This window comes from Ochrobactrum sp. SFR4 (assembly GCF_019730395.1).
In the GTDB taxonomy this organism is placed as follows: domain Bacteria; phylum Pseudomonadota; class Alphaproteobacteria; order Rhizobiales; family Rhizobiaceae; genus Pseudochrobactrum.
Window position 1 is genome coordinate 350,812 of record NZ_JAAPBB010000001.1, and the last position, 15,084, is coordinate 365,895.

General features: G+C 50.5%; 10 protein-coding genes and 1 tRNA gene. 3 read left to right on the forward strand and 8 right to left on the reverse strand.

The window, feature by feature from the left end; translation table 11 throughout:
- Positions 1-145: 145 nt before the first annotated feature.
- The 5 genes from HBA93_RS01470 to HBA93_RS01490 form a co-directional block, all read right to left on the reverse strand.
- The gene (locus HBA93_RS01470) at positions 146-1,147 is read right to left on the reverse strand and encodes a GAF domain-containing protein (RefSeq protein ID WP_221722080.1); all 1,002 of its coding nucleotides are present in this window, start codon (positions 1,145-1,147) and stop codon (positions 146-148) included.
- Between the two features lie 333 nt (positions 1,148-1,480).
- On the reverse strand, positions 1,481-3,007 hold the full coding sequence (gene glpD, locus HBA93_RS01475; protein ID WP_353619303.1) for a glycerol-3-phosphate dehydrogenase: 1,527 nt from the start codon (positions 3,005-3,007) through the stop codon (positions 1,481-1,483).
- A gap of 238 nt (positions 3,008-3,245) precedes the next feature.
- Positions 3,246-4,013: a DeoR/GlpR family DNA-binding transcription regulator gene (locus HBA93_RS01480; RefSeq protein ID WP_121992262.1), complete on the reverse strand. Its 768-nt coding sequence runs from the start codon at positions 4,011-4,013 to the stop codon at positions 3,246-3,248.
- 228 nt (positions 4,014-4,241) lie between these two features.
- Positions 4,242-6,587, reverse strand: a complete 2,346-nt coding sequence (locus HBA93_RS01485; RefSeq protein ID WP_221722082.1) for an AGE family epimerase/isomerase — start codon at positions 6,585-6,587, stop codon at positions 4,242-4,244.
- Positions 6,588-6,621: 34 nt separating this feature from the next.
- Positions 6,622-8,163 carry a phosphomannomutase/phosphoglucomutase gene (locus HBA93_RS01490; RefSeq protein WP_221722083.1) on the reverse strand — a complete coding sequence of 514 codons (1,542 nt, stop codon included), beginning with the start codon at positions 8,161-8,163 and terminating at the stop codon, positions 6,622-6,624.
- A gap of 409 nt (positions 8,164-8,572) precedes the next feature.
- Here HBA93_RS01490 and HBA93_RS01495 point away from each other — a divergent pair.
- A tRNA-Pro gene (locus HBA93_RS01495) sits at positions 8,573-8,649 on the forward strand.
- 299 nt (positions 8,650-8,948) lie between these two features.
- Positions 8,949-9,527, forward strand: a complete 579-nt coding sequence (locus HBA93_RS01500) for a transglycosylase SLT domain-containing protein (protein WP_122094032.1) — start codon at positions 8,949-8,951, stop codon at positions 9,525-9,527.
- Positions 9,528-9,719: 192 nt separating this feature from the next.
- Here the strand turns inward: HBA93_RS01500 and cysQ are convergent, their stop codons facing one another.
- The 3 genes from cysQ to cysD all read right to left on the reverse strand — a co-directional run bounded on the left by cysQ (position 9,720) and on the right by cysD (position 13,566).
- Positions 9,720-10,538, reverse strand: a complete 819-nt coding sequence (gene cysQ / locus HBA93_RS01505) for a 3'(2'),5'-bisphosphate nucleotidase CysQ (RefSeq protein ID WP_221722084.1) — start codon at positions 10,536-10,538, stop codon at positions 9,720-9,722.
- Positions 10,539-10,714: 176 nt separating this feature from the next.
- Positions 10,715-12,664 (reverse strand): sulfate adenylyltransferase subunit CysN, encoded by a 1,950-nt coding sequence (gene cysN, locus HBA93_RS01510; protein WP_221722085.1) that lies wholly within the window; start codon positions 12,662-12,664, stop codon positions 10,715-10,717.
- Positions 12,664-13,566, reverse strand: coding sequence for a sulfate adenylyltransferase subunit CysD (gene cysD / locus HBA93_RS01515; protein WP_353619308.1), 903 nt, complete (start codon positions 13,564-13,566; stop codon positions 12,664-12,666). Before cysD ends, cysN begins: the two co-directional genes overlap by 1 nt.
- A 361-nt stretch (positions 13,567-13,927) precedes the next feature.
- On the opposite strand from cysD, the gene HBA93_RS01520 reads away from it, so the two are divergent.
- Positions 13,928-15,055, forward strand: coding sequence for an NAD(P)/FAD-dependent oxidoreductase (locus tag HBA93_RS01520; protein ID WP_221722087.1), 1,128 nt, complete (start codon positions 13,928-13,930; stop codon positions 15,053-15,055).
- Positions 15,056-15,084: the final 29 nt, after the last annotated feature.

The following is a 15,084-nucleotide window of genomic DNA, read 5'->3' on the forward strand; positions in this document are numbered from 1 at the left end:
ACAAACTCTTGCCGGTAATGTCGCAAGAATGAGACAGTTTAAGAGACAGTTTAAGAGACAGTTTAAGAGACAGTTTAAGAGACAGTTTTAAATGCCGCGCATGATGGCCGAGACCACATCATTTTTTACGCGTTTGCTTACAGGTTCAGTCGTTGCGTCTGATCTGCAAACGGTTGAGCTTGCGGTGCAAAGTTGCACGGCTCATGCCCAAAATTTTAGCCGCGAGGGAAATTTTCCCCTCAGAGCGGGCAAGAGCACGAATAATCACACCGCGTTCGGCCTCGGCCATATCGGTTGTTTTCTCGGCTAAAACACCAAAGAAATCGGCTGCGGGCACCGGATCTTTCAACCCGTCTTCGCCAAGCCCCAATGCCAGACGCGCGGAGCGGCTGGCACCGATCACCATATCATCGCGGTCAATTGCCAGTAATGCACCGCTATTATGCTCGGCAACAGGTGCCAGAACAATGCGTGCTTTCTGGAAATGATAACGGAAATAATCTGTCTCAATCTTGCGTGCCGCGTCATTCACCGCAGCAAAAATTAATCCTGCATAGGCCTCTGTCAGATCTGACCGGCAGGATGATACATCAAGCACGGCAACCAGCCGTCCCGTATGATCGTGAATCGGTGCGACCGAGCAGGAAAGCCCGGCATTTCTGGCATGAAAGTGCTGATCACGGTGTATTGTCACCGCGCGCTGCTCAACAATACAGGTGCCTATGCCATTGGTACCTTCACAAGCCTCACTCCAGACTGCACCCGTCCACAAACCCCATTGATGAAACACATCATCATCGGCAACAGCACCGCGCCGCTCCACCGGCACACCATTACCGTCAGCCAGCAAAACACAGCAACCAATACCGCCGACAGACTGAAACAAACGATCCAGCACCGGCTGAGCCAGATGGGTCAGCGGCTCAACATGCTCCTGCACTTCACGCAGTTTTTGCGCAGTTATGGTTTGCGGTTTGCCGGAATCCTGCGGCTTCAGCCCATGCAGACGGGCAGAGCGCTGCCATGAGGCGACAAGCGCAGAACGCGCCGCACCACTGCCACGAATAGCAGAGTGAACCCGCTCCGCATGAGCGCTAAAGACTGACTGTCCTCCCGCGGCGGATATTTCGCCTGACTGAATGCTCATCGGCTGCTCCTCAGGAGCAGTTTCAGGAAAAGTGCGCCGCCTACGCGGGGAAAATAGTTCACCGGACTATTTTCTAGTCCCGCTCCGATCCGTTCGAAACTGCGTAATACAAAGAGAAAGAGCGGTTTTCTGCGTCCCAATATCCGTCAAAATGAAAACTGCTCTTATGCTTCACTCAGAGTCTGCACAGAGAATGGTAGTCCAGATTTATGCTGCTGTGAAGAGCATGAGGATGAGACTGAAAGGAGGAGAAACTATGACCGTAAAAGCAAACACCGCAGCCTGATAAATCAGGCTGCGGTGTAAATTTAATCCACAGTAAGAGAGCCGGTTTTATGCTGCTTTTTCATCATAACCGGTTTCGGTTTTCATGAACTGATCCAGCACAGCGATCTCACTTGCAGTCAGCACCAAGCCGCGCTTGCTGCGGCGCCAGACAATATCTTCTGCGGTCAGCGCCCATTCCTGCACCATCATATAACGCAGTTCAACTTCATAAAGATCGGCGCCGAAGTGCTGGCCAAGGTCTTTATAATCCGTTGCATTACCCAAAATCCATTGCGCGCGCGTTCCATACATACGGAACAGACGTGCCGCATGGGACGGCGTCAGAAAAGGATAATGTGCAGCAAATTTCGCACTCATCCGGCTAAAATCCTGCACCGGAAAATCACCGCCAGGCAGCGGTGCTTTATGTGTCCAGGGTGCGCCTTTTTTGCCGAGAAAATGCTCGATCTTTTGCATCATGTGCTCGGACAAACGGCGATAGGTTGTGATTTTGCCGCCGAAAATATTAATCAGCGGTGCTTTGCCCTCACCGGCATCGTCTTTCAGCACATAATCGCGTGTTGCTTCCTGTGCTTTATCCGCACCGTCATCATAGAGCGGACGAACGCCGGAATAAGCCCAGACGATATCCTCACGCTTAACCGGCTCACGGAAATATTCGCTGGCAGCCGAACACAGATAATCGCTCTCGGCCTCAGTGATTTCCACTTTCGCCGGATCGCCGTGATAGTCCTGATCCGTGGTGCCAATCAGTGTGAAATCATTCTCGTAAGGAATAGCGAAAATGATACGGCCGTCATTATTCTGGAAGAAGTAAGAACGGTCACCATCAAATTTCTTGCGTACAATAATATGGCTGCCCTGCACAAGACGCACATTATGCACCTCAGCCAATCCTTCCACACCAGCGAGCACACGATCCACCCACGGGCCTGCCGCATTGACCAGCAAACGTGAGGTCACTTCATTGGTTTTGCCGGTACGCAAATCCTGCAATGTAATATGCCAGACATCTCCGGCGCGGCGTGCAGCGGTTACTTTAGTACGGGTACGGATTTCCGCACCGCGTTCTTTGGCATCCATCGCATTGAGTGCCACAAAACGGGCATCATCAACCCAAGCGTCTGAATATTCAAAAGCCTTGGTGAACAGGTCTTTGAGCGGTGCCGCGGCCTTGTCCGTTTTCATATTCAGTGTGCGGGTTGCAGGCAGCAATTTGCGCCCGCCAATATGATCATAAAGGAACAGCCCCAACCGCAGAAGCCATGCCGGACGCACACCGCCGCGATGATAAGGCAGAATAAAGCGCATTGGCTTAACCACATGCGGGGCATTGGCCCAGATCACTTCGCGCTCCATCAGGGCTTCGCGCACCAGACGAAACTCATAATGCTCAAGATAGCGCAAACCACCGTGAATCAGCTTGGTGGCGCGGGAGGATGTGCCGCTGGCCAGATCTTTCATTTCAGCCAGACCGGTACGAAAACCACGACCGACCGCGTCGCGTGCAATACCACAACCATTAATACCGCCGCCAATAATGAAAATATCGTAGTCCGTATTTGCAACCACGTCGCAAGCTCCGCCGAAAATCATGTCAATTCAATACGTAACTGCTTGAAGCACGGTAAATTGACACGGCTGTGACACATGAAAAACGGTGCACCGGAATCGTCTGCAATCCGGCCACATCCGAAATATGAAAGCAATATAGTAAAAAACGAAACTAAATCGAGCGAAAAAACGAAACTTCACAAAAATAAGAATGTGTGAGAAACACATGCCGTGGCAACAGAAAGCCCGCAGGGTCTCAAAGCTTCAAAGCCTCAATCAGTTGTACATCATGATCGGCGCAAATCTGACGCAATGACGGTTCAATGCACTGATCGGTGATGAAAGTATCAATCTGCGATAGATGCCCCATCCGCACCGGCGCGCTGCGCTCCATTTTGGTGGAGTCCGCAACCAGAATAACATGGCGGGCATTGGCAATAATCGCCTGTGCAACTTTTACCTCACGATAATCAAAGTCGAGTAAAGCGCCATCGGCATCAATCGCTGAAACGCCGATAATTGCATAATCCACTTTGAACTGGCGGATAAAGTCGACAGCAGCTTCACCGACAATACCGCCATCACTGGCGCGTACAACGCCACCGGCAATGATGACTTCAAGACCTGAATAGACGCGCAACCGGCTGGCCACATTGATATTATTGGTAATCACCATCAACTGGTTATGCGACAGCAAATGCTGGCTTACAGCTTCAGTGGTGGTGCCAATATTAATGAAAAGCGAAGCGCCTTCGGGTATCAGTTCAGCCGCGGCCTGCCCGATCGCCTGTTTTTCCGAGGCTGCAATCTGCCTGCGCGCTTCATATTCCAGATTTTCCACACCGGAGGGAAACAACGCACCGCCATGGGTGCGTGTCAGCAATTGCGCCCGACACAAATCATTGAGATCTTTACGGATTGTCTGCGGGCTGACCTGAAATTGTTCAGCCAGATCATCAACCAGCACCTGACCTTTCAGCTTGGCCTGTTCCAGAATGGCACGATGACGCGGAGAGTGCTGCATAAAGATCTGCCTGATTTTACCCATTAAACGGACAAAACGTGCCGCATACGGATTTATCCTCCGCGCCCGCTCTGATTTTTTTGAAGGCAGCTTCAGGAAACCGGCTTGCGCTCCTCCTGAAACAGCTTTGCATATCAGGATAACTAATCAGTGGCTGAACACAAGCAGATCAACCTCATATTCAAATAAGTTTGTTTTGTATCAGCATAATTCCACAGACAATTCCTTTCAGACAGACAGAGCTGCTCTCTTATATCTGCCTGACTTGCCCGCCACAGACGTGTCTGCTGCTCTTGCCGTGACTTGCAAATATAATGTCAAAGCACTGACCAGGTGATAGAGGATTGAAGCCGGTACATGGCCGGAGCAATGACTTCCGTTCTTATCAACACGGTCAATCCACAAGCCGCGTTTTGCCGGATGTAAATGCCAGCGAAATAAAGTAGCAATCCTTGCTTCAATTTCCGGCTTCATATTCTGACCATTATAGCCATCAAGCATGATCGCGGCTTTGATCGCCTCACATTGCTGCCAGCTGCGGCTGCCACTATCCACCGGCCTACCCTCGCGCGAAACAACATTATAGGTCAGACCTGTTGTCCGGTTAATCCCGCTGGAAATCGCATTCGTATAAAAACGGTGTGCCATCCGGCGTGTATTCGGGCAACCGGTGCGATTGGCATAATCACTAAGCAGGGCAGCCCATTCAAAAGCATGACCAGGCTCTGTATGGTCGCCCCGCTCACCCTGCAGTCGCTGCCAGTTTGCAGTGAAATATTCTCCCAGACACCAATAATCACGATCAAAAAAGTAACATTCACACAGAGCTACAATCTCGGCTGCACGATGGAGAAACACAATATCTCCGCTCACTTCGTACCATGCCAGACAAGCTTCAAGGTAATGCATATGCGCATTGCTGCTGAGAACAGCCTGCTGATTACTACGGTCAGCAGATGTTTCGTAGAAACCGCCTTTTGGATGAGCCAATCTGGCATCCAGAAATGCAAAAGTTTCCTGCGCTAATTGCAGAGCCTGATTATGTCCGGCCTGATAAGCACAGCTTAATGCCAGCAACATACAGGTCTGGTCGTAGAAACTTTCCTGACTTTCCGCCACACGCCCATCAATATGAAAGGACTGCACCCAGCCGCCATTACGACTGCGCCCTTTTGCCTGCATGAAGAGTAAACCATGCGCGATCAGGCCAGCAGCCTCTCCGCTCCATCCCGACTGATAACTTTTAGCAAAACTATAAATCTGCCGTGCCATCGTTCGTGTCCGGCGTGGCCCTGCAATCGGCAGTCCCTGCAATGAAAGGCTCTCATAAAAACCGCCATGCCGATGATCTGTGCCCTTGAGTGCCCAATAGGGCAGCGCCTTTTCAAACAACCAGTCTTTAACATGCTGACGATGCATATCCGGCACATATACCGACTGCGCATAATATAATTCTGCACGCTTCCGTTGTGTCAGCTCTTTGACGATCGCCTGCACATGCTGGCTCTGTTCCAGCGGAGCTACAAAGGTTGCATCATGAGTGGCAATAACAGCCATATCCTTCAAACCGGACACCGCGAGCAACCCACTGTCGCTGCGGATATAGCTATTGCTGCAATCATGCGCGATAACATCACCGATCAGAACATTGCCAAGCTCGTCCTGATTGTCACGATGCTGCTCAAGTTTGCACAGAGATTGCCATGAGCCGAGATCACTCCAGCGAAATGAAGCCGGTATAAGTACCCGTCTGTCTGCTTTTTCCATAATCGCATGATCGAAGGAAATCGCAGGTACAAACTGATACAGATGTTCCGGTAATTTTATCGTATTATGATTGCACTCTGCCTCATCAAGTGCAGCCTGCACAGCCAGCCAGATATCCGGTGCATGTTCCAGAAAGATGTCGCGCATAATGCTTGCCCGAAACAGGAATATGCCGGAATTCCAAAAGTAATTTCTCTGCCGGATAAATAGCGAAGCGGCAGCATAATCCGGCTTCTCGATAAAACAACTGATAACATAACCAGTCCCGTGCGGTTCACCGGTCTGAATATAGCCATAACCGGTTTCCGGCCGTTCCGGCAAAAGCCCGAATGTAACAATCGCTCCTTGCGCTGCTGCGGAAATACCCTGCGCTACGCTTTGCCAAAACTGCTCTGTGGTCGAGATTGCATGATCGGCGGGACAAAGCAGGATTAAAGCATCACCACAGTCCGATAATGCAGACAGTGAGGCCAGTGCTGCAACAGCAGCGGTGTTACGCGCCACAGGCTCTAAGATTGTCCTGATATCTCCTACATCAGACATAGCGGAAATTGTTTGTGCAATTTGCTCGGAATGAGCCTGTGCACCGATCACAGAGATTCTATTCTCGGGAGCAAATTGCAGGCGCTTTAAAGTCGCAAGCAAGAGACTCTCATCGCCGGACAAATGATGAAATTGTTTCGGCTTATCACTTCTGGAGAGCGGCCATAAACGTGAGCCACGGCCACCACTCATCACAAAACTGAGGAACGGCAAATTCGTACTATGAATACCGTTAAAATTTTCATTTTCCCGATCAAATGCCATAGCTAATGCCCCCCGCCTAAGCTATTCACAAAATTTATAAATTACTCTCAAAACCGGACAATTCCTCTGCCCCGAATTGTCTCAAAACATCATTGATAGCACTCAGCATGTCATTGCGCCTCTCAAGCGAAACCGGACTTTCAGCCACCACCACCAGATCCGGCTTGTTTGACGATGCACGGATCAATCCCCATGTACCGTCAGCCACAGTGACACGCGCACCATTGACGGTCAGAAGCTCTGTCACCGTCTGTCCTGCAAATGAGCCACCAACCTTGAACAGATTTGTAAAATAGTCCTGTATCCGGCTGGCCAACCCATATTTCTCAACATCACAACAAGGAATATTCAGTGTCGGTGTTGCAAAGCTTTGCGGCAATTGCCGGTGGAGCGCGGCGAGTGTCTGATCCGCATGCGCAGCCAGCATTTCACAAACCGCAATCGCAGTGGCCAGACCATCATCATAACCCAGCCCCAATGGCTGGTTCAGAAATACATGACCGGATTTTTCAAACCCTGCCAGAGCATGGGTCTCTCCCATACGCCGCTTCATGTAAGAATGGCCAGTTTTCCAATATTCAACCGTCGCCTGATTGGCCTGCAAAACCGCATCGTTGCGGAATAGCCCGCTCGATTTCACATCAACAATAAAATGCGACCCGTAATGCTTTTGGGATAACTCTCGCGCCAATAGCAAACCAACACGATCAGCATAGATAATATTACCCTCATGATCCGCCACACCGCAGCGATCGCCGTCACCATCAAAGCCGAAAGCCAGATCCGCCCCATAGACTCTGACAGCCTCCGCCATTGCTTTTTGCATGAGAGCGGCTTCCGGATCAGGATTATAATGCGGAAAATTCCAGTCGGGCGCGCAATCAACTTCCACAACATCGCAACCAATCCGGCGCAGAATTTGCGGCGCGAACAGACCAGCTGTGCCGTTTCCGCAGACGACTGCAACTTTCAGATGACGCTTTAAAAAGCGACCTTTTGTTAAGGCTGCGGAATAAAGCTTTTCGATATTATTGATGAAATTATAGCGCCCGCCTTTAGCCGGCTCAGCCCGCTGTTCCGAAACAATTGATTTCAGCTCAGCCATATCCGCCGGCCCGAATGTATAAGGGCGTTCACAGCCCATTTTCACCCCTGTCCAGCCATTTTCATTATGCGATGCAGTTACCATCGCAACGGACGGTACATTCAGTGCAAATTGCGCATAATAAGCCATGGGTGACAGGGCAAGTCCAATGTCAAAGACCTGCATTCCGCCGGATATCAGGCCTTTGATGAGCGCTGTTTTAATCTCGAACGAATAGCTGCGCAGATCATGACCGACGATTATTGCCGGCTCGACACCACGTTGCCGTATCATATATGCCAGACCTGCTCCGACAGCCGTTATGCCTGCGAGATTAATCTCCGGCGTCCGTTGCGAACCGGAACAACCATACCACCAGCGCGCGTCATATTCCCGAAACCCTACCTGACGGATCAATATTGCCTCATCCGCCGGAGACTCACTTGTAAAATATTGAACGGACTGCCCTGTATTGATCGCAGTGGATTGCATTATCTGCCCCTGAAAAGAATCAAAGAACATGCATGACCTGAACGGATGTCATTCCGGACGGCTAAAACTCATTCAAAGCTGTTTTGTATTCCTCATTTGACCATAGGATCGGGAAATCATTTTTGCCAAGCGATATTTTGTAAAAAACGGAGAAATCCAATAAATTTTAATTTGAAAATTTAGTCATTAAATAATTGATTATATTGATTTATTTATAAATTCATAATCAAGATCAATGCGTATATTGCTTTAAAAACGAAGGCCTTCCCGAACAAAAACCTATTCTTGCCACAGCAAAAATCAGGTGCGAAAAGTCTATAAATTTCAATAATAAACAGTTGTTTTGATTTTTTTGCATAATTCGCTTGCAGGGAGCAAAATGCGGCGCTATAAGCCGCCTCACGGTCAACGGAGCGTAGCGCAGCCTGGTAGCGCACCTGATTTGGGATCAGGGGGTCGGAGGTTCGAATCCTCTCGCTCCGACCATCACACCTTAAGAGGTGTTTATAAATTTCCATATAGAATTCAGTATTTTGAACGTGGATGAGATAATCATCGCACGTTATTTTTATATTTGAGCACCGGTACCGGCGACTGCGTTTTTAACACAAGATTAACTACGCCAGCAAACATAGTCATTCAAAACCTGTTTGCACCACATTTTGCCGAAGTTTTTCACGTTATGATTTTCAGCATTACCACTTTGCTGTTTTGCGGATCGTCTTTTCCGCAAGACAGAATGTTTCATTTCGCCCCAGAGATTGCCTGCCTGAAAGATCGCCTAAATGAAAAAACTTCTTCTTATTTTTGCTGTTTTTCTGGCTGGCTGCGCCTCTGCACCCAAATCAGTCAATAATGCCTGTGCGATTTTCGATCAGCGCGACGGCTGGGTAAATAACTGGCATAAAGATGCCAAAAAAGCCGAGCGCGATTTTGGCGTACCGATCCCGATCATGATGGCGACGATTTATACAGAATCAAGTTTCCAGCCCTATGCACGACCACCGCGCACCAAATTGCTTGGTTTCATCCCATGGAAGCGTCAGTCTTCTGCCTATGGCTATTCTCAGGCACTGGACGGCACATGGGAGCGTTATACGCGTGAAACCGGTCGTTATGGCGCAAGCCGTACCAATTTCGGTGATGCAATCCATTTTGTCGGCTGGTATCACAAACAGAGCAATGTCAGTAACGGCATCTCTCTGAATGATCCGTATAATCTGTATCTGGCTTATTATTCCGGCCATGGCGGCTATGCAAAAGGCAGCTGGCGCGGCAATGCCATGGTGCAGCGCGCAGCCAAAAAAGCCACGAATATTTCGCAGCGTTATGCAGCACAGCTTCGTAACTGCGGACGTATGTAACTAGAGCGGTTTACGTTCAGATTGGATCATAGCGCTCGCTCTGGATTCTATTTGATCGCATTATAACTGCCCCAGAGCGTGTCGCGGAAAAGCGGGCACCGGTTTTCCGATAACGACATGCGTAAAAACAAAAAAACAGAGCATTTCCTATGATCCAAGATAAACTGGAAATGCTCTGACATTTGAGCCGGTTCAAACCGGCTCGGCACCGCCATAAGCGATAAAAAACGGATTGGCATAGTCGCAGTCAGACGGCTGGTTGCGCTTACCATAGGTCAGCGGCAGGTCATCCAGCGTCAGTGTTTTACCGCCCGCTGCCCGTAGCACCGCATCACCTGCTGCTGTATCCCACTCCATTGTCCGGCTGAAACGCGGATAGACATCGGCCTGACCTGCAGCAAGCAAACAAAATTTTAAAGACGAGCCGACAGTCACACAGGAAGCAATGGCCTGTTCTTGTAAATAAGCATTTGTTTCCGGTGTATTATGAGAGCGACTGGCTACAGCGGTTTTTTGCTCACCGCATTCACGCACATGCAAACGTATTTTACCTGCCAGAACATCCGGCTGCACATCATATTGCCATGCACCGGCCGGTGATCCGCAATACAGCCTGCCGCTGACCGGCGCATAAACCACGCCACTGACCGGTACACCATTTTCAATCAAAGCAATATTGACGGTGAAGTCACCGTTGCGCAGCACAAATTCTTTAGTGCCGTCCAGAGGATCGACAAGGAAAAAACGCTCGCGGATTTCAACGGGGCCGTTACCGGCCGCCATCTCCTCTTCCGCAACCACAGGCACATCAGGCAGAAAAGCACGTAAAGCTTTGAGAATAACCTCTTCGGCAACGTGATCAGCTTCGCTCACAGGAGACGCATCCGGCTTCAGACTGATCTCACAACCCGTCTCGTAAAATCGCATAATCTCGCGACCGGCCTCAAGCGCTGCCTGTTGCATCACCGCCATGAGATCATCATTGGCCAGTGACGTCTTTTCAATGCTCATGCTAAGTTCCTCACACCCGATCAGGGCGACATATAACATTTTCCCCGTCGAAGGAACATGGATATCTGGGCGTTAGAGCATTTCCAGCAAAAGTGCGAAGCGGTTTTGCGTCGGATAATGCGATAAAAACAAAGAGATAGAGCGGTTCCAACGATTCACTCTTAACTGGAGCCTCTCTAAATCGACCAGCCCTCATCGACCAGACTGTTCATCAGGCCACGTTGATTGAGATATTTTTCTATCTCATCGGCCAGATCATCCACACTGCCTGTCTGCCCGTGCAAATGCAGTTCCGGCGCTTCCGGTCGCTCATAAGGGGCATCAATACCGGTGAAATCACGAATTTCACCGGCGCGGGCTTTGGCATAAAGCCCTTTCACATCTCTGGCTTCGCAGATATCCAGCGGCGTATCGACAAAAATCTCAACAAAATCATGCTCTCCGGCAAGGTGCCGCCCCAAAGCACGATCTTGCGCCAAGGGTGAAATCACTGATACCAGCACGATCAATCCCGCATCCAGCATCAGGCGTGATGTTTCAGCCACGCGACGGATATTCTCGCTGCGCTCCTCAGCTGAAAAGCCCAGATCGCTGTTGAGACCATGACGCAGATTATCACCGTCGAGAATGAATGTATGTTTCCCCGCCAGATGCAGACGCTGTTCCAGCACTGTGGCCAAGGCCGACTTACCGGAACCGGACAGACCGGTGAACCATAACAGCGCCGGTTTTTGATATTTCTGCTCAGCCCGCTCTGCCGGCGTAACCTTTGCCGCCTGTACATGGATATGCGAGGCCTTGCGCAGAGAATGATCAATCAGTCCGGCAGCAACGGTAGCATTGGTCAGCCTGTCGATCAGAATGAAAGAACCGGTCGCACGATTTTTCCCGTAAGAATCAAAGGCCAGCGGCGCGGAAAGCTGCAACGCTACCTGCCCGATTTCATTCATCTGCAACTGGTCAGCCGGTTCCTGCGCGAATTTTTTTTCCGTATTTTCAATATCAATCCGGTAATTGAGCGTATTGACGGTCACACTGACCTGATCAGTCTGACTGCGCAGCCAATATTGCCGCCCTGCCCGTAACGGCTCCTGGGCGAACCAGACCAGCTTAGCCGCCAAGCGATCACTCACCTGCGGTCGCGATTGCGGATGCGTCAGCATATCGCCACGGGAAATATCGCGTTCGTCTTCCAGTACCAGCGTTACTGCCTGACCGGCATGAGCTGTTTCCAGTTCGCCGTCAGCGGTCACAATATAGCGGATCGCAGAACTTACACCGGAACGGGCGACCGTAATTTCATCACCGACTCTAATCTGCCCCGATGCAACCGTGCCTGCAAATCCGCGAAAATCCGCATGGGGGCGACTGACATACTGCACCGGAAAACGAAAATCCAACTCTTCGTCAGATGCATTATCGGCGGCCACAGTCTCCAGCCACTCCAGCAGCGAAGCCCCCTGATACCAAGGCATATTCTCTGAAGCCGTGCGGATATTATCGCCAAAGCGTGCCGATACCGGAATAGCCTGAATGGTGCTGAAACCAAGCTCCTGCGCAAAGGACTGATAATCCTGCACAATCTGATTAAATACCGCCTCATCATAACCAATCAGGTCAATCTTATTCACTGCCAGCACAATATGGCGGATGCCTAACAGCGAAGCGATAAAACTATGACGGCGCGTCTGCTCCAGCAGCCCTTTGCGGGCATCGACCAGCACTATAGCAAGGTCTGCGGTAGAGGCACCGGTCACCATATTGCGCGTATATTGCAAATGCCCCGGTGTATCGGCGACGATAAAACGCCGCTTTGGTGTGGCGAAAAACCGGTAAGCCACATCAATGGTGATACCCTGCTCACGCTCAGCTTCCAGCCCGTCCACCAGCAATGCAAAATCAATATCATCGCCTGCCGTGCCATGATTACGGCTGTCCTGATGCAGTTGTGATATCTGATCTTCAAACAGGGTTTTGGCATCATAGAGCAGCCGCCCGATCAGCGTGGATTTACCATCATCCACAGAACCGCAAGTCAGAAACCGCAAATGCGATTTGTGCTCCTGCGCCTCCAGATAATCCTTGATTATTGTATCCGGCTGCTCACGGGTCAGTGTCTCCGTCATCAGAAATATCCTTCCCGCTTTTTCTTCTCCATGGAACCGGCTTCATCACGATCAATGAGCCGCCCCTGCCGCTCCGATGTACGCGTCAGCAACATTTCTTCCAATATTTGCGGCAGTGTTTGTGCCTGTGATTCAATTGCGGCCGTCAGCGGATAGCACCCCAATGTGCGAAACCGCACCATGCGGGTTTCAATCTTTTCACCCGCGCGCAATTGCAGCCGGTCATCATCAGCCAGAATAAGCATATTATCACGCTCAACCACCGGACGGGGTGCCGCAAAATAGAGCGGTACAATCGGGATATTTTCCTGATGGATGTAATGCCAGATATCGGCCTCCGTCCAGTTGGACAGCGGAAAGACCCGGATCGACTCGCCCGTCTGAATACGTGTATTGTAGATATTCCACATTTCAGGACGTTGGTTTTTCGGATCCCAGCTATGGGTCGCATTGCGGAAGGAAAAAACCCGTTCCTTGGCGCGGGATTTCTCCTCATCGCGCCGTGCGCCACCAAAGGCAGCATCAAAACCGTATTTATCCAATGCCTGACGCAGGGCTTGCGTTTTCATCACATCCGTATGCACGCTTGATCCGTGAACAAACGGATTAATACCGGCCTCAACACCCTGCTTGTTAATATGCACACGCAGATCAAGCTTATAGGCTTTGGCCTGCGCATCACGGAAGGCGATCATTTCCTTGAATTTCCATGTTGTATCAACATGAAGAAACGGAAATGGCGGTGGTGCCGGATAAAAAGCCTTGCGTGCCAGATGCAACATTACAGATGAATCTTTGCCGACCGAATAGAGCATCACCGGCTTTGTAAAACTGGCTGCCACCTCACGAAAGATATGGATGGCCTCGGCTTCCAGCCTTTGCAGATGGGTCAAAGGCCGAATGTTGTGATCGACACCGGTTGCCGGATAATCAGAGGGAAGCGGCACAAGATCCGCCACATGCAGTGCAAGGCTCATACTCAATTCCGTATTTTTATCCGGCACTAAATTTCACGCTGAAAAATACTATCCGGAGAGGAAACATGCGCATCATCATGCCGAAAGACCGCACAAGTGAGAAAGGATGATATCTTTAAGTTTACCGGTGAATGTCATTTTCATTGCGCCGGACCGACCGCAAATGGAATGCCGTTCTCCGGCACGGGAAATCCTGATTTTCACTGATATGCGCTGTGCTTTTATCTTGCACACTGTCTGCCGCTCAGCATAACCTGCCGACCGGAGATCAGGACGGGGATGATTTATGGAAAAAACAGCTTGTGTGATTGCCGGAGCCGGTGTGGTTGGTCTGGCAATTGCCCGTGAAATGGCCATGCGCGGTTTTGAAACACTGGTGCTTGAAGCCGAGCATATGATCGGTACGCATACATCGTCCCGTAATTCCGAAGTCATCCATGCCGGTATCTATTACGAACCCGATAGTCTGAAAGCCCGTTTCTGCGTTGAAGGCAAAGAGCGTCTTTATGCTTATGCCGCGGCACAGGGCATTCCGCATAAACGCTGCGGCAAGCTGATTGTTGCGACCTCCGAAGCTCAACATGCGGCACTGGATAAAATTGTGGCGCGTGCAACAGCCTGTGGTGTACATGATCTGCAACGGCTGAGTGCGGCAGAAGCGCAGGCGCTGGAACCCGCCATCCGCTGCACTGCCGCTTTGTTCTCCCCCTCTACCGGTATTATCGACAGTCACGCGCTAATGCTGAACCTGCAAGGCGATGCGGAAAATCATGGTGCGGCCATTGCCTTCAACACCGAAATTCTGCGTATTGAGCAAATTGACGGGGGCTTTTCCATTACCACCCGCGACCGTGAAAGCGGCGAAGAATTCACTTTGGAAGCCGAACGCTTTATCAATGCTGCCGGTCTAGGAGCGCAAACTATTGCAGCAACCATTAACGGGCTGGCATCAGAGCATATTCCGGCACTACATCTTGCCAAGGGTAATTATTTCTCAGCATCCGGCAAAAATCCGTTCTCGCATCTGATCTATCCGGTACCGGAAGATGGCGGCTTGGGCGTTCATCTGACGCTTGATCTTAACGGGCAAATGCGTTTCGGACCTGATGTCGAATGGCTCGGCAAAGAGATATCGCCCGCCAATCTCGATTATTCCGTTGATCCGCAGCGGGGTGACCGTTTCTATGCCGCAATACGCCAATACTGGCCGGAACTGCCGGACGGTGTTTTACAGGCGACCTATAGCGGCATCCGCCCGAAACTAAGTGGTAAAGGTGAATTCGCAGCGGACTTCCGGATTTCCGGCAGTACTGATCACGGTATAACAGGGCTTATCAACCTGTTCGGCATTGAAAGTCCCGGGCTGACCTCCAGCCTTGCTATTGCCGCTCATGTCAGCAGATCGATGCAATAAAACGCTACAAATATCGCAGCGATACTTGT

Coding starts and splice junctions, on each gene's coding strand:
- HBA93_RS01485 (WP_221722082.1), bottom strand. CDS start 6,587: ATGGCATTTGATCGGGAAAATGAAAATTTTAACGGTATTCATAGTACG.
- HBA93_RS01470 (WP_221722080.1), bottom strand. CDS start 1,147: ATGAGCATTCAGTCAGGCGAAATATCCGCCGCGGGAGGACAGTCAGTC.
- HBA93_RS01520 (WP_221722087.1), top strand. CDS start 13,928: ATGGAAAAAACAGCTTGTGTGATTGCCGGAGCCGGTGTGGTTGGTCTG.
- cysN (WP_221722085.1), bottom strand. CDS start 12,664: ATGACGGAGACACTGACCCGTGAGCAGCCGGATACAATAATCAAGGAT.
- HBA93_RS01490 (WP_221722083.1), bottom strand. CDS start 8,163: ATGCAATCCACTGCGATCAATACAGGGCAGTCCGTTCAATATTTTACA.
- HBA93_RS01500 (WP_122094032.1), top strand. CDS start 8,949: ATGAAAAAACTTCTTCTTATTTTTGCTGTTTTTCTGGCTGGCTGCGCC.
- HBA93_RS01480 (WP_121992262.1), bottom strand. CDS start 4,013: ATGCAGCACTCTCCGCGTCATCGTGCCATTCTGGAACAGGCCAAGCTG.
- cysQ (WP_221722084.1), bottom strand. CDS start 10,538: ATGAGCATTGAAAAGACGTCACTGGCCAATGATGATCTCATGGCGGTG.